We start from the raw sequence: 18,475 nt of genomic DNA, 5'->3' as shown, positions 1-18,475 counted from the left end.
CGGGCGTCTCGCCTGCCGTGCTCAGGAGGGCTGGTAGTCCCCGAACGACCAGTGGTTGCCCTCCGGGTCGAGCACGCTGCCGCCACGCCCGCCGTAGTCCTGGTCGACCATCGGGCGCACCACCGTCGCACCCGCGGCCACGGCCGCCTCGAACGCCGCGTCGGGGTCGGGCGTGACGAGGTACGCCGCCGCCGGGCCGGTGCCCGCGATCGCCGAGCCGGGTCGCTCGGAGCCGAACATGATCCCGCCGCCGCCCGGCCAGACCCACTCCGCGTGCACGACCACCTCCGGGTCGGCCTCGTCGCGGTAGGTGGCGTGCTCGACGAAGCCGACGGCGGCGAGCCAGCCGGTCATCAGGCGCACGTCGCGCACGCTGAAGGTGTGCCACAAGGTGGTGCGGGAGAGGTCGTCCACGAGGTCCTCCTCGGTCGTCGGATGTGCTCAGCCTCCCTCCGGGAGCACCGCCGTGGCTTGGACGGAGGGGAACTCCCGGCGTGCCCACCCGGTCGGGCTGCAGCCGGCGAAGGCCCGCCACTCCCGCGCGAGGTGGGCCTGGTCGGCGTAGCCCGCGGCAGCGGCGACTGAGGCCAGCGACCCGGTCCCGGCGAGCAGGCAGGCCCGCCACCTCCGGTGTGCGTCGGCGAAGCGGGCCAGCCGCTGCAGGTCCTGTGGCGTCACGCCGACCTCCTCGCGCACCAGGGTGGACAGGCGGCGCCGGCTGTAGCCGACCTCGTCGGCGGTGTCGGCCACCCGCGCGCCGCGGGTGAGCAGGGCCATGGCCCGGGCGACCTCCGGGCGCGGCGACGGGCCGCGGTGGCGACGCAGCGCCCGCAGCAGCTCCGCCTCGACGAGCGTGAGCCGCTCGGCCCAGGTCGCGGCGCCGGCGAGCCGCTCGGGCAGGTCGGCCCAGCCGGGGTCGAGGTCGCGCAGGTCGAGCAGCTGCCCCGACAGCGCCGCCGCCGGCGTGCCCCACAGCGCGCGGGCGCCGGCCACGGTGAGCGCGAGCTGGATGCCGCGCTGACGCGGGCCGTGGTGGATCGCGGCGGGCCGGGTGTGCAGCCCCGACGCCGACGCCCACGACGTCGTGCGCGTCGCCGGCTCGCCCTCCCAGGACACCACCAGCGGGTCGTCGACCGGGAGCACGAACGTCAGCTCGGTCGACGGCATCCCGATGTGCACGCCCGCGGGCGCGTCGTGGACCACGTCGTACGCCGTGACGGAGGCGACGTACGGCGCCAGCGCCGGGTGCACGGGGCCCATGCCGCCACCGTACGCGCGTCCGGCGTCCAGCGGGCGACGACGTCGGAGGTGCACGCGGATCCTGGGTTGTCGCGCCGGACGCCAGCTGGGCCCGGCCGCGGTCGGTGGGGGTGACCGCGTTGCCGGGCCCACACGCGGCCACGTGGGGGCGTCGGCTCGCGCGGTGTAGCGGGGTGCCCTCACCATCGCCCTCGACGTCCGGCTCCCCCCCACCCGCACGGGCGAGGTGCCGGCAGGATCATGCTTAAGTCGCGGGGCGGGTGCGGGTCAGAGCTGGGCGGAATCCATCAGCTCGCCCAGCTCGGCGACGGTCAGCTCGCGCATCTCGCCCGAGCGCAACCGGGCCAGCGTGACGGGGCCGATCTCGGTGCGGGTGAGGCGGCGGACGGGGTGTCCGACGTGATCCAGCAGCCGTCGCACGATGCGGTTGCGACCCTCGTGGATGGTCAGCTCCACGATCGAGCGACGGCTGCCCTCGCGGCGCGGGTCGCCGCCGAGCACCCGGGCCCGGGTGACGGTCACGGGCCCGTCCTCCAGGGTCACGCCGGCGAGCAGCTCGCGGACCGTGCGCAGGTGCACCTCGCCCTCGACCTCGGCGACGTAGGTCTTGTCGACCTCGTGGGAGGGGTGGGCGAGGTGCTGGGCGAAGTCACCGTCGTTGGTGAGGATGATCAGGCCCTCGGTGTCGGTGTCGAGGCGCCCGACGTGGAACAGCCGCTCGGGCCGGTCGGCCACCAGGTCGCCGAGCGTGCGCCGACCCTCCGGGTCGGACATCGTCGAGACGACGCCGCGCGGCTTGTTGAGGACGAGGTAGACCTTGTCGCTGATCGGGGGCAGGCGCTTGCCCTGCACCCGGATCACGGCGGTGCGGGGGTCGACCTTGGTGCCGAGCCGCGTGACGACCTCGCCGTCGACCTCGACGAGGCCGTCGAGCATGAGCTCCTCGCACTTGCGCCGGCTCGCCACCCCGGACTGCGCGAGCAGCTTCTGCAGCCGGATCAGGCCGTCCTCGTCGGTCTCGGGGCGCTGCGAGGCGGGCTGGTCGTTGTCGGGTGCGTCGTGCGGCTTCATGAGACCTCGGTCCCGCCGTCGGGCTCGGTGCCGGAGCCGGAGTGCGGGGAGTGGTGGGGGGTGGGGCCGGGCTCCGGTGCGGGCTCGGCCGGTGCGTCGGCAGGGGCCTCGGGCGCGGCGTCGAGTCCGGCCACGCTGGCCAGCTCGTCCTCGAGGTCCTCCATGTCGGGGAGGTACGGAGCGAGCTCGGGCAGCTCGTCGAGCGAGCTGACGCCGATGCGCTCGAGGAAGTAGGAGGTGGTGCGGTAGAGGTGGGCGCCGCTGTGCTCGTCCTGCCCGGCCTCCTCGACGAGCCCGCGCGAGAGGAGCGTGCGCATCACGCCGTCGACGTTGACGCCGCGGATCGCCGAGACCCGGGCCCGCGAGACGGGCTGCTGGTAGGCCACCACCGACAGGGTCTCGAGCGCGGCCTGGGTGAGTCGCGCCTGCTGCCCGTCGAGCACGAACGTCTCGACCACCGAGGCCAGCTCGGGCCGCGAGTAGAACCGCCAGCCGCCGGCCACCTCGCGCAGGTCGAACCCGCGGCCCTGCTCGGCGTACTCCGCGGACAGCGCCACCAGCGCCGCCTCGACGTCGGCCACCGGGTGGCCGACCACGGAGGCGAGCCGCACCCGGTCGAGCGGCTCGTCGGCGACCATCAAGATCGCCTCCAGGGCCGGACGCAGCTCGACGAGGGGGACCTCGAGGGTGTCCGGCTCGGCAGCAGCCTCGCGCTGGTCGCTCACGCGTCCTCCTCGGTTGCCTCGGATGCCTCGGATGTCTCGGGGACCTCGGTCGGCGCCCCGGCTCCATCCTCGTCGGTCGGCGGTGCCCCGTCGAACTCGTCGTGGATCTCCACGTCGTCGTCCTCGGTGCCGGTCCAGCGCACCGAGAGCTCCCCCAGCGGGGTCACCTGGTCGAACGACACCACGCCCTCGCGGAACAGCTCGAGCAGCGAGAGGAACCGGGCCACGGTGGTGAGGCGGTCCGGGGAGTCACCGCACAGCGCGCGGAAGGTCATCGTCCCGGCGCGGCGCAGGCGGTCGACGACCACCTGGGCCTGCTCGCGCACGCTCACCTTCGCGGCGTGGATGTGCTGCAGCGAGACCTCCAGCACCGGCTTGGGCTCCATCGCCCGGGCCGCGAGCTGGGCGAACTGCTCGAGCCCGATGCCGATGAGCACCTCGGGCAGCAGGCTGGCGTAGCGCTCCTCGAGTCCGACCGCGCGCGGGAAGCGGAGCGACTCGGCGGCCAGGCGCTCCTCCAGCACCGAGGCCACCTGCTTGTAGGCGCGGTACTGCATGAGCCGCGCGAAGAGCAGGTCGCGCGCCTCGAGCAGGGCGAGGTCCTCCTCGTCCTCGACGTCGCCCTGGGGCAGCAGCCGGGCGGCCTTGAGGTCGAGGAGCGTCGCGGCGACGAGGAGGAACGACGTGGTCTGCTCGAGGTCCCAGGTCTCGCCGAGCGCCTTGACGTGGGCGATGAACTCGTCGGTGACCTGCGACAGCGCGACCTCGGTGATGTCGAGCTTGTGCTTGGCGATCAGGCCGAGGAGCAGGTCGAACGGCCCCTCGAAGTTGTCCAGCCGGACCGCGAACGCGGGCGACTCCGGGGACAGGTCGGCCGCGGCGCTCACTCGTCCAGCAGTCGCCGGACCAGGGCGCTGTCGGCACCCTGGGCCTCGAGGTCGGCGAGCACGAGCGCCACCGCCTCGCGCACCAGCCGGCCACGGTCGACCGCGAGGCCGTGCTCGCGGCGCAGCACCAGGCGGGCGTGCTCGATGTCGAGCAGCTCGTCGGCGGTGACGTAGACGGTCATCTTCTCGTCGTGGCGGACCCGACCGCTGGGCCTGCGGGGAGCGGGCTCGGCCTCCTCGACCGCCTGCTCGGCGACCGCGCGGACCCGTCGGGGTCCCTGCTCGGGCTCGGGGGCGTCCGTCGACGGCGGCGAGGTGGGCCGGAACAGGTCGTCCGCGGCCGGCATGCTCACTCGGCGGGCCATCGGGTGACCACCTCCTTGGCGAGCTGGCGGTAGGCGTCGGCACCGGTGGAGGACGAGGCGTAGGAGGTGATCGGCTCGCCGGCGACCGTGGCGTCGGAGAACTTCACCGTGCGCCGGATCACGGTGTGGAAGACCTTGTCGCCCCAGGCCGAGACGAGCCGCTCCATCACCTCGCGGCTGTGGAGCGTGCGGCCGTCGAACATGGTGCCGAGCACGCCGTCGATCTCCAGCTTGGGGTTGAGGCGCTCGCGGACCTTGTCGATGGTGGTCTTGAGCAGGGCCACGCCGCGCAGGGCGAAGTACTCGCACTCGAGCGGCACGATGACGCCGTCGGAGGCGGTGAGCGCGTTGACGGTCAGCAGGCCGAGCGAGGGCTGGCAGTCGATGAGGATGACGTCGTAGTGCGCCAGGGCGGGGGCGAGCACCCGCTGGAGGGTCTGCTCCCGCGCCACCTCGTGCACGAGCTGCACCTCGGCGGCCGACAGGTCGATGTTGGAGGGCAGCAGGTCCATGCCCTCGATGCCTGAGGGCACGACGACCTCGTCGAGGGTGACCTCGCGGTCCATCAGCAGGTTGTAGATGGTGAGGTCCATCTCGTGGGGGTTGAGCCCCAGCCCCACCGACAGCGAGCCCTGCGGGTCGAAGTCGACGAGCAGGACGCGGCGGCCGAGCTCGGCCAGCGAGGCGCCGAGGTTGATGGTCGTCGTGGTCTTGCCGACGCCGCCCTTCTGGTTGCACATCGAGACCACCCGGGCACCGCCGTGCTCGCGCACCGGCGCCGGGTCCGGGAAGACCGGCATCGGCCGGCCGGTGGGACCGAGGGGCACGTCGGCGGCGGTCTCCTCGCGGAGGGGGCGCTCGAACGGGAGGGGCTGCGTCACGGTGTGCTCGTCTCGGGGGGAAGGACCTGGTGGGGCGGAGGTCGTGGGCTGCGGCGGACGGACCAGGGGCGGCACCTCGGCCGCGCTGCTCCCGACGTTCCCCGGACCCGGGAATCCCGCACCGCTCATGTCCACTCCTCCGCATCGACTGCTCCGATTGGACCACGCCGGGCGCCCGGGAGTTTGTCGACACGTCGACACCCTAGAACGCCGTGCGCGACTCTAGGGCCACCGCGGCGCGCGGTCGACACCGGGCCGGTCGGGCGGACGGGTGTCGGGTCAGCCACCCAGCCGACGCACCGCCACCGTCGCCAGGACCAGCTCGCCGGACTCGTCGGTGGCGTCGCAGTCCACGACCGCCTCGACCACCCAGTCGTGGTCGCCCTCGGGGTCGTGCAGCGTCTGGCGCACGTCGCGCAGGCGCGCGGTCGTGCCGTCTTCGGCGCCGACGGGCTCACCGGTGCGCTCCTCCCCCACGACGAGCAGGTCCGGGCCGCGGGCGTCGCCGTCGGTCAGCACGCGGTCGTGCTCGGCGTAGTAGTCCTCGAGCGCGGCGTCCCACACCGGCCGGCCCACCACGACCTGGCGCGGCGGGTCGGTGCGATCGGCTGCCGCACGCTCGAGGCGTACGAGCGTGTCGAGGTCGTCGCGAGAGATCGCGTCGACCCGGGCCCACATCGCGTTGCGCACCATCACCCGGAACGGGCGCTCCTGGCGTGAGAGCGGGCGCGGCGGGGGCGGCGGCTCGTGGTGCGCCACCGCGCTCGAGGCGTGGTCGGGGTCCGCCAGCGCCTCCCACTCGTCGAGCAGCGAGGAGTCGGTCTGCCGCACGGTCTCCCCCAGCCACTCCACGACGTCCTCGACCTCCGGCGAGCGGTGCGCCTCGGGGACGGTCTGCCGCAGGGTGCGGTACGCGTCGGTGAGGTAGCGCAGGACCAGGCCCTCGGAGCGGGCGAGCTGGTAGCGGGAGACGAAGTCGGTGAATCCCATCCCCTCCTCCCACATCTGCCGCACGACCGACTTCGGGCCGAGCGCGTCGTCGGGGAGCCACGGGTGGGTCTGCCGGTAGGTCTCGTAGAGCGCCTCGAGGAGCTCGCGCAGCGGCTGCGGCCAGGTGACCTCCTCCAGCAGCGCCATCCGCTCGTCGTAGTCGAGCCCGTCGGCCTTCATCTCGCCGATGGCCTCGCCCCGCGCGGCGTGCTGCTGCGCCATCAGGATCTGCCGGGGCGCCTCCAGCACCGCCTCGACCACCGACACGACGTCGAGGCCGTAGGTCTCGGACTCGGGGTCGAGGACGTCGAAGGCGGCGAGCGCGAAGTGCGCGAGCAGCTGGTTGAGCGCGAAGTCGTCGGGCAGCGCCTCGGTCATCACGTAGCGGCGCCCGTGCTGGTCGGGCTCGTCGAGCCGGGCCACGATGCCCGTGCGCACCAGGGAGCGGCCGAGCCGCAGCGCGCGGCGGGCGAGCCGCACCCGCCCGCGGGCGTCCTCGTGGTTGTCGGTGGTGAGGCGCCGCAGCACCCCGAACGCGTCCTCCTCGCGGGACAGGACGTTGACCAGCATGGCGTTGTCGACCTTCATCCGGCTGGTCAGCCGCTCGGGCACGCCGGCCACCAGCTTGTCGAAGGTCTGCTCGGTCCACACGACCGTGCCCTCTGGCGGCTTCCTCAGCTGCGCCTTGGACTTCTTCTTCCCGGCCGCCACCCGGGCGGCCGCCTTGGCCTTGGCCTGCTCGTTCTCGATGACGTGCTCGGGGGCCTGCACCACGACGTAGCCGGCCGTGTCGTAGCCGGCCCGGCCGGCGCGTCCGGCGATCTGCTGGAACTCGCGGGTGCGCAGCACCCGCTGCCGGTTGCCGTCGAACTTCGCCAGCCCGGTGAACAGCACCGTGCGGATCGGGACGTTGATCCCGACGCCGAGGGTGTCGGTGCCGCAGATGACCCGGAGCAGGCCGGACTGCGCCAGCGTCTCCACGAGACGGCGGTACTTCGGGAGCATGCCGGCGTGGTGCACGCCGATGCCGTTGCGCACGAGCCGCGACAGGGTCTTCCCGAAGCCGGCGCCGAACCGGAAGGCGCCGATGCGCTCGGCGATGGCGTCCTTGTCCACCTTCTTCGGCGGGTGCTTGAGCAGCGTGGTGGCGTGCTCGACCGCGGCGGCCTGGGTGAAGTGGACGACGTAGACCGGGTCCTGCCCGGTGGAGACGAGCTCCTCGAGGGTGTCGTCGAGGGGCTCCATCGACCAGCGGAACGACAGCGGCACCGGCCGCTCGGCGTCGTCGACGACCGCGGTGTCGCGACCGGTGCGGCGCCGGAGGTCCTCGACGAGGAACGACACGTCGCCCAGGGTCGCCGACATCAGCAGGAACTGCGCGTCGACGAGCTCCAGCAGCGGCACCTGCCAGGCCCACCCGCGGTCGCCCTCGCCGTAGAAGTGGAACTCGTCCATCACCACGAGGCCCACGTCGGCGGCGCGGCCCTCGCGCAGCGCGATGTTGGCCAGCACCTCCGCGGTGCAGCAGATGATCGGGGCGTCGGGGTTGACGGCCGCGTCGCCGGTGAGCATGCCGACGTTGTCGGCGCCGAAGACCTCGATCAGCGCGAAGAACTTCTCGCTCACCAGCGCCTTGATCGGTGCGGTGTAGAAGCTCACCTCGTCGCGGGCCAGTGCGGCGGCGTGCGCGCCGATGGCGACCATCGACTTGCCGGAGCCCGTCGGCGTCGCGAGGACGACGTGGTTGCCGGCGAGCAGCTCGATGACCGCCTCGTCCTGGTGGGGGTAGAGCGGCAACCCGCGGGCCTCGGCCCACCCGGTGAAGGCCTCGTAGACGGCGTCCGGGTCGGCGCCCGTCGGCACGAGCGTGTCGAGGCGGGAGCGGTCGGGCATGCGTCGATCCAACCACCCGGCGCCCGGGTCGCGAAGCCGCCGTGCAACCGCGGTGAAACCGGGCCGCACCACGATGGACGGCATGACCACCACCCACCCCACCCACGCCGGTCCCGGCGGTCCGACCGGCGAGCCCGCCGTGCTCGCCCGGGGCCTCGTCAAGCAGTTCGGCGACCAGCGCGCCGTCGACGGCATCGACCTCGAGGTCCGTCGCGGCGAGGTCTTCGGCGTCCTGGGACCCAACGGCGCCGGCAAGACCACCATGCTCCGGATGCTCGCGACCCTCCTGCGCATCGACGGGGGCAGCGCGAGCATCTTCGGCCACGACGTCGCCGCCGAGCCCCACGTCGTACGACGCCTCCTCGGCGTCACGGGCCAGTACGCCTCGGTCGACGAGAACCTCACCGCCACCGAGAACCTCTGGCTCTTCGCCCGCCTGCAGGGCATGCCCCGCACCGAGGCGCGCCGCCGCGGCGCCGAGCTGCTCGAGCAGTTCGACCTCACCGACGCCGCCAGCAAGCCGATCTCCGCGTTCAGCGGCGGCATGCGGCGACGCCTGGACCTGGCAGCCAGCCTGCTCACCCGTCCACCGCTGATCTTCCTCGACGAGCCCACCACAGGCCTCGACCCCCGCACCCGCGGTCAGATGTGGGACACGATCCGCGACCTCGTGCGGTCGGGGTGCACCGTGCTGCTCACCACGCAGTACCTCGACGAGGCCGACCAGCTCGCCGACCGGATCGCGGTCATCGACCAGGGTCGCAAGGTCGCCGAGGGCACCGCCGACGAGCTCAAGTCGTCGGTCGGCCAGTCCACCCTCCAGCTCCAGCTCGCCGACCAGGCCGACCTCGCGGTCGTCGCCGAGGAGGTGCGCCGCCTCCTCGGGGAGGACGCCGTCCCCTCCCCCGAGGCCCGTCGGGTCAACGTGCCCCTCACCCGCACCGACCAGGCCGTCGACGTGCTGGTCGCGCTCCGCGACCGCCGGGTCGGCATCGAGTCCGTGACCGTGCAGAAGCCCTCCCTCGACGAGGTCTTCCTCGCCCTCACCGGTCACGGCACGAGCCACACACCACCCGCCGACGGCACCGACGCGGGCAGCGACGCCGGCACCGACGACCTGCAGATGGAGGCAGCCCGATGAGCACCGTCCCCACCACCGACCCCGCGACGGCCCCCGCGACCGACCCGGTCGGGCTCGCGCAGGTGCCCGAGGGCGCCGATCGCGTCAGCCTCGCCGACACGCTGAGCCAGACCATGACGCTCGCCTGGCGCGCCACGATGAAGATGCGCCGGAGCCTGGAGGTCATGTTCGACGTGACCATCCAGCCGCTCATCTTCACCGCGATGTTCGCCTACATCTTCGGCGGCGCCATCTCCGGCGACGTCGGGTCCTACCTGCCGCTCATCATCCCCGGCCTGATCGGCCAGACCGTGCTCACGGCGTGCGTGGCGACCGGGGTGCAGCTGCGCACCGACATGGACACCGGCGTCTTCGACCGCTTCAAGGTGCTGCCGATCTCCCGCATCGCCCCGCTCGCCGGACCGATGGTGGCCGACCTGCTGCGCTACTTCATCGCCTCGACGCTGACCTTCGCGGTGGGCATCGCGATCGGCTACCGACCCGGCGGCGGCGTGCTCGGCGTCGCCGGCGCGATCCTGCTGGCGATGCTCGCGGGCTGGTCGCTCGCGTGGATCTTCACGCTGTTCGGCATCCTGGGCCGCAACGCCCAGGGCGTGCAGGGCATCTCGCTGCTGGTGATGTTCCCGCTGACGTTCCTGTCCAACGCGTTCGTCCCGACGCAGACGATGCCGGCCCCGCTGCGTGCCTTCGCCGACGTCAACCCGGTGTCGCTGGTCATCACCGCGATCCGCGACCTCGCCAACGACGGCGCCGTCACGGCCGATGTCGGCTGGGCGCTGGTGGGGTGCGCAGCGGTCATCGCGGTCTTCGCCCCGCTGTCGGTGCGGGCGTTCAACCGCCGGATGTGAGCCCCCACGCGGCGGCCAGCCGGTCGACGACCGCCGCCGCCTCCGGCACCAGGCCCGGGCCCGGGCGGTCGGCCAGCTCCGCGACGAGCCGGCCGACCAGCTCGGGCGCGGCGGCGTCCGCCATCGCGGCCAGGGGCTCCCACGCCATGACGGGGATGCTGCGGTTGTAGGCCCACCGGTGTGCCAGCGCGAGCAGCCGCACCCCGTCCTCGTGCTGGTCGGCTGCCCCGAACCGGAGCACCCAGGCGCCCAGGGCCGCGAGCAGCAGGCCGTTGAGCGGCAGGTCGGTGAACCACAGCGCACCCGGCTGCCTCCGGCCGTCCGGACCGACCACCAGGTCGCGCAGCTCGTCCGCGCGGGTGTCGAGGTCGTCGCTGCCGTGGCGCGCACGCGCGACGAGCGCGGCCGACGCGGCCAGGGCCACCCACGGCGAGGCGACCGGGCCGGACTCCGGCTCGCTGACCATGTCGACCACGGCGTCGTACGCGCCGAGCGCCTCGGCGACCTGGCCGCGGGCCAGCGCGACCTCGGCGCGGGCGATGTGCCACGTCATCCGCGCCCCGGTCTGTGCCGCCTCGCCACCCGGCGGACCGACCCGGTCGAGGATCGCCTCGGCCTCGTCCACCCGGCCGTCGAGCAGCGGGGAGATCGCGGTGGCGACCTGGAGGCTGTACGCGTCGGTGACCGAGTGCAACCGCTCGAGGAGCGGCCAGGCCACCTCCGCGTGCCGCGCGGCCCGGTGGTGGTCGCCGACCGCCATCGCGAGCTGGCTGAGCTCGGCGTGCACCGATGCCTGGAGGTAGGGCGGCAGCGGGTGCGCGAGGGCCGACTCGGCGTGCCGCCGCGCGACCTCGACGTCGCCGTCGTTCTCGGCCACGATCGCGGCCCACAGCAGCAGGGCGCCGGCCACCGCCGGGCGCGACTGCCCCGCCGCCACCTGTGCCAGCCGGGCAGGCGCCGGAGCCTCGTCGACGTGCACGGTGTGCGCGATGAGGCCCCAGGTGCCGGTCGGCGGGCCTCCCTGGACCAGCAAGTCCCGCAGGCCACCCAGGTCGACCCCGGGCATCCAGCTGAGGTGGACCATCAGCACGCCGGCGGCCTCCTGCGCGTCGCGCCACAGGGGCTCGGGCACCTCCCACCCCGCCAGCACGTCCGCGGCGGCGTCACAGACGGCGAAGACACGCGGCTGGTCGCCGGTGACCGTCCAGAGGCTGCCCAGGAGGCCGACGAGGCGGGCGACGAGCCCGCGGTCGGCGGCCGCCAGCCCGTGGCGCAGGACGTCGGTGAGGTTGTTCTGCTCCCGCACCAACGCATCGACCAGCGCCGCCTGGTCCTCGGCCACCACCAGGTCGCGGCACCGCTCGGCCAGCGCGCAGGCCCACTCCCGCTGGGCCTGCGCCGCGAGGTCGGCCTCGCCCCGCTCGACCAGTCGCGCCGCCGCGTACTCCCGGATCGTCTCCAGAGCCCGCAGCCGGACCACGCCGTCGTCCTCGACGAGGACGAGCAGCGACTGCTCGACCAGTGCGTCCACGAGGTCGGGCGCACCCGGCCCGAGCAGCGCCGTGGCGCTGGCCCGGTCGAAGCCGTCCTGGAAGACCGACAGCCAGGCCAGGGCCCGCTGCTCGGGTGCGGTGAGCAGGTCCCACGACCAGGCGATGACGGCCTCCAGGGTGCGGTGGCGGTCGGGCGTGCCGCGCTCGCGGCTGCGCAGGGCGGTCAACCGGTCGTCGAGGGCACCGGCCACCTCGGCCAGGCCCATGGTGCGCAGCCGGGCCGCCGCGAGCTCGACGGCCAGCGGCAGCCCGTCGAGCCGCTCGACCACCGCGCGCACCGTCGCCGGGTCGAGCACGGCGCCGGGCCGCACCGCCCGGGCCCGGCGCACGAACAGCTCCGCCGCGTCGTCAGTCGCGAGCTGGGACAACGGCACCACCCGTTCCGCCGCCAGGCGCAGCGGCGCGCGGCTGGTCGCCAGCACGACGAGGTCGCGGGTGGAGGCCAGCAGGAACGCCACGAGCGAGGCGACCGGCTCCAGGACGTGCTCGCAGTTGTCGAGCACGAGGAGCGTGGGTGCCTGGTCGAGCTCCTGGACCAGCCGTCCGCGGACGTCGGCCTGCTGCGCGGGCGTGAGCGTCAGGCGCGAGGCGACCGAGCCGCGCACCCCCAGGGCGGCGCCCACCGCGGCCACCACGTCGTCGCCGGCGCCGACGCCGACCAGCTCGACCACGTGGACCCGAGCCGTGGCCGACTCCCGCGCGACCAGCTGCGCGGCGCTGGTCTTGCCGATGCCGCCCGGACCGACCAGCGTCGTCAGCCGGCCCGAGGCGAGACCGGCGCGGATCCGGGCGAGGTCGGCCTCCCGCCCCAGCAGGTCACCCACGGCGTGGTCGAGGCCGGTGCGCACGGGCCGGTCCGCGGACAGCAGCTCGCGGTGCACCCGCTGGAGCTCCGGGGCCGGGTCGACCCCGAGGCGGGCGGCGAGGTCCTCGCGGTAGGACTCGTAGCGTGCCAGCGCGACCGCCGGCCCGGCCACGGCCGCGGTCGAGCGGAGCAGGTCGACGAGCACACCCGTGTCGTCGGTCCACCGGTCGGCGGCTGCCTCCAGCAGGGGCAGTGCCTCCGCGTGCCGACCCTGGTGGCCCAACGCCCGGCCGAGGAGGTCGTCGGCCGCCTCGAGGGTGCTCGCCGCCAGCTCGCGCAGCCGCCCCAGCGGTCCGGAGACGTCGTCGTCGACGGGCTCGGGCCAGGAGCGCGCCGCCTCGGCGAGCTCCGCGGCGCGCAGCGCGTCGCCCGCCCGCAGCGCCTCGCGTGCGTCGGCGACCTGCAGTCCCAGGGCCAGCACGTCGACCTCCTCCGGCGGGAGGCCCAGGCCGTAGCCGGACTCGGTGGAGCGCACGACACCGGCGTCGGTCGCCGACCTGAGACGTGACACCAGCACCTGGAGCGCCTTGCCGGGCGCGGCCGGCGGGTCGTCCTCCCAGACCTGCGCGACCAGCTGCGCGACCGACAGCCCACGCGGCTCGAGCACGAGCGCGGCGACCAGCGCCCCGACGCGCGCACCGGGCAGCGCGACGCCCTCCCACACCACGCCGTCGAGGAGGCGCAGCCGCACCGGCGCGGCCGTCGCTCGCGAGCCCGTCACTCGCGCGCCCGGGGGTGCGCGGTGGCGAAGACCTCGCGCAGGTTGTCGACCGTCACGAGGGTGTAGACCTGCGTGGTGGTCACCGACGCGTGGCCGAGGAGCTCCTGGACCACGCGGACGTCCGCGCCGCCGTCGAGCAGGTGGGTGGCGAACGAGTGCCGCAGCGTGTGGGGCGACACCGACGCGGTCACGCCCGCGCGCTCGGCCGCCTTGACCAGGACCGCCCACGCACTCTGCCGGGACAGGCGCCCGCCGCGGGAGTTGAGGAACATCGCCGGTCCGCCGCGCCCGGTGCCCACCAGCTCGGGGCGCGCCCGGGCCAGGTAGGCGCCGACCGCCTCCCGCGCGTACGCGCCGACCGGCACCAGCCGCTCCTTGCCGCCCTTGCCGCGCAGCAGCACGGTCGCGTCGACCGTGTCGAGGTCGTCGACGTCGAGCCCCACGGCCTCGGAGATGCGCGCGCCGGTGCCGTAGAGGACCTCCAGCAGCGCCCGGTCGCGCAGCGCCAGGACGGTGTCGGGCGCCCCGGCCGCCTCGAGGATCGCCTCGACGTCCGAGAGCGGCAGCGCCTTGGGCAGCCGCTTGGCCGGCGACGGCGGCTTGACCGCGGCGGCCGGGTCGGCCGCCGCGAGGCCGTCGGAGACCGCGAAACGGTGGAACCCGCGCACCGCGACCACCGTCCGTGCGGCCGAGGTCACGCTCAGCGGCGGGTGCGTCTGGTTGCCCTCGCGCAGGCTCACCAGGAACGCCGTCACCGTCGACTCGGTGACGGCGTCCAGGTCGTCCACGCCCTGCTGGCCCAGGAACTCCTGGTAGCGGTCGAGGTCGCGACGGTAGGAGCTCAGGGTGTTGGCCGCCAGGCCCCGCTCCACCGTGAGGTGGTCGAGGTAGGTCCTGACGGCGCGCCCCAGCGTCGCCCCCGTGCTCACCCCGGGTTCATCCCTGCGTCATGCCAGGACGCTGTCCAGGCCCACCGACTCGATGCCGACCGCCGCGCCGACGGGCGCGTTGGTCAGCTGCCCGTCGTGGGTGTTGAGGCCCAGCGCCAGGCTGCGGTCGTCGCGCAGCGCCTGCTGCCAGCCCTTGTCCGCCAGCGCGACGGCGTAGGGCAGCGTGGCGTTGGTCAGTGCGTAGGTCGAGGTGTTCGGCACGGCGCCCGGCATGTTGGCCACGCAGTAGAACACCGAGCCGTGCACCTCGTAGGTGGGGTCGTCGTGGGTCGTGGCGTGCGAGTCCTCGAAGCAGCCGCCCTGGTCGATGGCGATGTCCACGAGCACCGAGCCGGGCTTCATCCGCGAGACCAGGTCGTTGGTGACCAGCTTGGGCGCCGCGGCACCGGGGATGAGGACCGCGCCGATGACCATGTCGGCCTCCATCACCTGCTGCTCGATGGCGAGCTTGGAGGACGCGAGGCCGTGGACGCGGTTGTTGTAGCGCCAGAACGACATCCGCAGCTTGTCGAGGTCGGTGTCGAGCAGCGTGACGTCGGCGCCCATGCCGAGCGCGATGTTGGCGGCGTTCTGGCCCGAGACGCCGGCACCGATGATGACGACCTTGGCGTTGGCGACGCCGCCGACGCCGCCCATCAGCACGCCGCGACCGCCGTTGGCCTTCATCAGCGAGTACGCACCGACCTGCGGGGCCAGGCAGCCCGCGACCTCGGACATCGGGTAGAGCAGCGGCAGCGCGCCTGAGGGCAGCTGGACGGTCTCGTAGGCGATGCCGGTGACCTTGCGGTTCATCAGCTCCTCGGTGAGGGGCTTGTCGGCGGCGAGGTGCAGGTAGGTGAACAGGGTCTGGCCCTCGCGCATCCGCGCGTACTCCTCGGCGACCGGCTCCTTGACCTTGAGGACCATGTCGGCGGTGCCCCACACGTCGTCGGCCGCCTCCAGCATCGTGGCGCCCGCGGCGACGTACTCCTCGTCGGGGATCTGCGAGCCCTCGCCCGCGGTCTTCTCGATGACGACCTCGTGGCCGTGCTGGACCAGCTCGTGCACGCCGATGGGGGTCAGGGCCACGCGGTACTCGCGGTTCTTGACTTCCTTGGGTACGCCGACCTTCATGCCTTGCTCCTCGTGATGAAAGAGGGGCCACGGGTGTGGCTCGCCTCACAGCGGGAGCGAGACTACTCCCGGCGGGCCTCAGTCGTCGTCGAGGGTGCCGCGCTGCCGGAGGACCTCGTAGGCGAGCACGGCCTGCACCAGCGGACCCTGTCGCACCCGCCCCGCGAGCGCCGCCTCGAGCAGGTCGTCGAACGGCACCCAGAAGTGCTCCATCTCCGCCTCCTCGTGCTCCATCGCGAAGTCCCCCCGCGGCGCGTGGCTCAGGCCGCGGGCGAGGAAGATCTCGTGCACCTCCTGGCTCACCCCCGCACTGGCGAACGTGCTGAGCAGCCGTCGCCAGCGGGTGGCCTCGAGCTCGACCTCCTCGCGCAGCTCGCGCCTGGCCGTCTCGACGGGCGGCTCGTCGCCGGCGTCGCGCAGGCCGGCGGGGAGCTCGACGAACTCGTGGAGGTTGGTGTGGCGGTACTGCCGCAGGCACATCACCCGCTCGTCGTCGTCGACGGCCAGGACGACCACCGCACCGGGGTGCTCCAGGGTGATCCGGCTGAAGTGCTCGTCGTGCCCGGGCCGGGTGATCACGTCCTCGCGCAGCGCCACCACCCAGTCGTCGCGGTGCAGGTCGCGCGAGGACACCACGGGCCAGGACATCGGCCGGTCGGCGAGCTGCTCCGGCGGGACGTCTGCGGTCGGTTCGGTCGTGGGGTCAGCCATGCCCCGCACGCTAGCGCGGCCTGCTCGGTGAGTAGCGTCACCCTCATGAGCGAGCGCAGCGAGCGAATCATCCGGTGCAGTGCGACACGCGCCTCATGCGCGCACGGAGCGAAGCGAGCACGTGCATGAGCCTCTCGAGCCTGACCAAGGACGAAGCCGCCGCCCGATCCGCCCTGCTGGACGTGCAGCGCTACGACATCACGGTCGACATGACCGGCCTGCTGGAGGGCGAGCTCTTCGCCTCGACCAGCACCATCACCTTCACCTGCTCCGAGCCCGGCGCGACCACCTTCGTCGACGTGGCCATGGACGTCGCGCGGGCCACCCTCAACGGCCAGGACCTCGACGTGTCCACCTGCGCCGACGGTCGGCTCCCGCTCCCGGCCCTCGCCGCCGACAACGTCCTGGTGGTCGAGGCCAGCACCACCAACACCGGCTCCGGCGAGGGCATCCTCCGCACGGTCGACCCGACCGACAAGCTCGTCTACGTCTGGACCAGCCTCGAGCCCGACGAGGCCCGCCGGGTCTGGGCGTGCTTCGACCAGCCCGACCTCAAGGCACCGCACCGGTTCGTCGTCACTGCCCCGTCCTCGTGGCTGGTGACCTCCAACGGCGCCCCGGAGTCGGTCGTGGACGCCGAGGACGGTGACGCGCGGGTGTGGACCTACCCGGACACCCCGCGGCTGTCGACCTACGTCGTCGTCGTCAATGCCGGCCCCTTCCACGAGGTGCGCCGCCAGCACGACGGCCACGACCTCGGCTTCTACTGCCGCCAGTCGCTGGCACCGGTCCTCGAGCGCGACCTCGACGAGCTGGTCACCCTCACCCGCCAGGGCCTCGCGTTCTTCGGCGAGCGCTTCGCCTGCCCGTTCCCGCAGGAGCGCTACGACCAGGTCTTCGTGCCCAACCTCGGCGGGGCGATGGAGAACTGGGGGTGCGTCACCTACGGCGACGGCCAGCTCTTCCGCACTCCCCCGACCCACGCCCAGCGCGGCGTCCGGGCGGAGTTCATCTTCCACGAGATGGCCCACATGTGGTTCGGCGACCTGGTCACGATGCAGTGGTGGGACGACCTGTGGCTCAACGAGGCGTTCGCGTCGTGGGCGGCGAACTGGGGCATGGCGGGCGCCAGCGAGTTCACCGACCAGTGGGCCACCTTCCTCGCTGCCGGCAAGCGCACCGCCTACGAGATGGACATGAGCCCCGCGCGCCACCCGATCCGCGGGGAGGTGCCCGACGTCTCGGCCGCGATGTCGAACTTCGACGCGATCACCTACGTCAAGGGCCAGAGCGTGCTCCACCAGCTCGTCGCCTACATCGGCGAGGAGGCGTTCGTGGAGGGCCTGCGCGACTACTTCGCCCGCTACGCCTTCACCAACACCCGCCTCGACGACCTGATGGACTGCTACTCCCGCGCCGCCGGGCGCGACCTGTCCGCCTGGACGAAGGCCTGGCTCGACGAGGCCGGCACCGACGTCATCTCGCTCGACGGCGACGCCCTGGTCGTGGAGACGACCGACGACCAGGACCCGCGACCCCACCGCCTCGACGTGGCGGTGTTCGACGCCTCCGGCGACGGCCTGGCGCCCGTCGGCCGGACGTCCGTCGAGATCGACGGGACCCGCACCCCCGTAGACCTTCCGGCGGGTGACCTGCGCCTGCTCAACGCCGGCGACCTCACCTTCGCCGCCGTGAAGCCCGACGCCGGCTCGCTGCGCCTCATGCTCGAGCGCATCGACCGCCTCGAGGACCCCCTGGACCGCTCGCTCGTCGCCGCGACGGCCGGTCAGCTGCTGCTCCTCGGCGACGTCGCACCCCGCGACGTGGTCGGTGCCCTCACCCGGGCCCTGCCGGTGGAGACCAGCCCGGCGCTCGTCGAGCCCTTCCTCGCCCAGGCGTTGCTGGTCGCGGACCGCTGGGCCCCGGGCAACGAGTCGCCCGAGCTGCTGCACCGTCTCGCCGACGCCGTCCTGGGCCTCGTCGACGTGCCCGACGCCCGCCAGGCGGCGCTGCGCACGCTCGCCGCGTCGGCGTCCACCGACGAGCACTGGGCGGTCCTCGACCGCGCCGTCGAGGAGGCGACCGACCTCGACCTGGCGTGGCGCTGCGCCGTACGGCGCTCCGAGCTCGGCGACCTCGACGAGGACCGTGTCGCGCGGCTGCTCGAGGCCGACCCCGACCCCGACGCCGGGATGCGCCGGCTCGCGGTCCTGGCCGCGCACCCGACGCTCGAGGCGAAGGAGGAGGTGTGGCGCGCGTTCTTCGTCGACTACGCCGTGCCGGCCAGCCGCGAGACGCTCGTGCTCGGCGCGACGTTCTGGCGTCCCGGCCAGGCCGAGCTGCTCGCGCCCTTCACCCACCGGTACCTCGAGGAGCTGCACACGCTCAAGGGCGGCCTGCTCAACCAGGGCCTCACGATCCGCGCGATGTTCCCGCTCGGCGCCGGTGACGAGACGTTCCTGGCGGCCGCCGAGGCCGCCGCCGAGGACTCCCGCCTGATG

At 73.7% G+C, this 18,475-nt stretch carries 15 protein-coding genes; 3 read left to right on the top strand and 12 right to left on the bottom strand.

Features of this window, described 5'->3' with window-relative positions:
• Positions 1 to 21: 21 nt before the first annotated feature.
• The 8 genes from ACFFJG_RS20465 to ACFFJG_RS20430 all read right to left on the bottom strand — a co-directional run bounded on the left by ACFFJG_RS20465 (position 22) and on the right by ACFFJG_RS20430 (position 8,072).
• Positions 22 to 414, bottom strand: coding sequence for a VOC family protein (locus tag ACFFJG_RS20465; protein ID WP_378520651.1), 393 nt, complete (start codon positions 412 to 414; stop codon positions 22 to 24).
• Positions 415 to 441: 27 nt separating this feature from the next.
• Entirely contained in the window at positions 442 to 1,260 is an 819-nt protein-coding gene (locus ACFFJG_RS20460; RefSeq protein WP_378520650.1) for a helix-turn-helix domain-containing protein, read from the bottom strand.
• A gap of 267 nt (positions 1,261 to 1,527) precedes the next feature.
• Entirely contained in the window at positions 1,528 to 2,331 is an 804-nt protein-coding gene (locus tag ACFFJG_RS20455) for a pseudouridine synthase (protein ID WP_378520649.1), read from the bottom strand.
• Positions 2,328 to 3,056: an SMC-Scp complex subunit ScpB gene (gene scpB, locus ACFFJG_RS20450; protein WP_378520648.1), complete on the bottom strand. Its 729-nt coding sequence runs from the start codon at positions 3,054 to 3,056 to the stop codon at positions 2,328 to 2,330. The genes ACFFJG_RS20455 and scpB overlap by 4 nt, the downstream gene beginning before the upstream one ends.
• Positions 3,053 to 3,943, bottom strand: a complete 891-nt coding sequence (locus tag ACFFJG_RS20445; RefSeq protein ID WP_378520647.1) for a segregation and condensation protein A — start codon at positions 3,941 to 3,943, stop codon at positions 3,053 to 3,055. The genes scpB and ACFFJG_RS20445 overlap by 4 nt, the downstream gene beginning before the upstream one ends.
• Entirely contained in the window at positions 3,940 to 4,308 is a 369-nt protein-coding gene (locus ACFFJG_RS20440) for a hypothetical protein (protein WP_378520646.1), read from the bottom strand. The genes ACFFJG_RS20445 and ACFFJG_RS20440 overlap by 4 nt, the downstream gene beginning before the upstream one ends.
• Positions 4,293 to 5,189, bottom strand: coding sequence for a ParA family protein (locus tag ACFFJG_RS20435; protein ID WP_446686244.1), 897 nt, complete (start codon positions 5,187 to 5,189; stop codon positions 4,293 to 4,295). The genes ACFFJG_RS20440 and ACFFJG_RS20435 overlap by 16 nt, the downstream gene beginning before the upstream one ends.
• A 279-nt stretch (positions 5,190 to 5,468) precedes the next feature.
• The gene (locus ACFFJG_RS20430) at positions 5,469 to 8,072 is read right to left on the bottom strand and encodes a DEAD/DEAH box helicase (protein WP_378520645.1); all 2,604 of its coding nucleotides are present in this window, start codon (positions 8,070 to 8,072) and stop codon (positions 5,469 to 5,471) included.
• Between the two features lie 82 nt (positions 8,073 to 8,154).
• Between ACFFJG_RS20430 and ACFFJG_RS20425 the strand changes: the two genes are divergently transcribed.
• Together ACFFJG_RS20425 and ACFFJG_RS20420 are read left to right on the top strand one after the other, a co-directional pair.
• A complete protein-coding gene (locus tag ACFFJG_RS20425; RefSeq protein ID WP_378520644.1) occupies positions 8,155 to 9,213 on the top strand; it encodes an ATP-binding cassette domain-containing protein in 1,059 nt (352 codons plus the stop codon).
• Positions 9,210 to 10,061 carry an ABC transporter permease gene (locus tag ACFFJG_RS20420; RefSeq protein ID WP_378520643.1) on the top strand — a complete coding sequence of 284 codons (852 nt, stop codon included), beginning with the start codon at positions 9,210 to 9,212 and terminating at the stop codon, positions 10,059 to 10,061. The genes ACFFJG_RS20425 and ACFFJG_RS20420 overlap by 4 nt, the downstream gene beginning before the upstream one ends.
• Here ACFFJG_RS20420 and ACFFJG_RS20415 read toward each other — a convergent pair.
• The 4 genes from ACFFJG_RS20415 to ACFFJG_RS20400 form a co-directional block, all read right to left on the bottom strand.
• Positions 10,045 to 13,170 carry an ATP-binding protein gene (locus ACFFJG_RS20415; RefSeq protein ID WP_378520642.1) on the bottom strand — a complete coding sequence of 1,042 codons (3,126 nt, stop codon included), beginning with the start codon at positions 13,168 to 13,170 and terminating at the stop codon, positions 10,045 to 10,047. The two genes, ACFFJG_RS20420 and ACFFJG_RS20415, sit on opposite strands and share 17 nt — an antisense overlap.
• Before the next feature lie 26 nt (positions 13,171 to 13,196).
• Positions 13,197 to 14,129, bottom strand: coding sequence for a site-specific tyrosine recombinase XerD (xerD, locus tag ACFFJG_RS20410; protein WP_378520641.1), 933 nt, complete (start codon positions 14,127 to 14,129; stop codon positions 13,197 to 13,199).
• An 18-nt stretch (positions 14,130 to 14,147) separates the two neighbouring features.
• Complete coding sequence (gene ald / locus ACFFJG_RS20405) at positions 14,148 to 15,263, bottom strand: alanine dehydrogenase (protein WP_378520640.1); 1,116 nt, start codon at positions 15,261 to 15,263, stop codon at positions 14,148 to 14,150.
• Positions 15,264 to 15,341: 78 nt separating this feature from the next.
• The gene (locus ACFFJG_RS20400; RefSeq protein ID WP_378520639.1) at positions 15,342 to 15,974 is read right to left on the bottom strand and encodes an NUDIX domain-containing protein; all 633 of its coding nucleotides are present in this window, start codon (positions 15,972 to 15,974) and stop codon (positions 15,342 to 15,344) included.
• A gap of 125 nt (positions 15,975 to 16,099) precedes the next feature.
• Between ACFFJG_RS20400 and pepN the strand changes: the two genes are divergently transcribed.
• Positions 16,100 to 18,475 (top strand): aminopeptidase N (gene pepN, locus ACFFJG_RS20395; protein ID WP_378520638.1); only part of this gene is annotated, 2,376 nt, incomplete at its 3' end.

The organism is Nocardioides zeicaulis (assembly GCF_042432345.1).
In the GTDB taxonomy this organism is placed as follows: domain Bacteria; phylum Actinomycetota; class Actinomycetes; order Propionibacteriales; family Nocardioidaceae; genus Nocardioides; species Nocardioides zeicaulis.
This window is presented reverse-complemented; position numbering and strand designations above follow the sequence as displayed.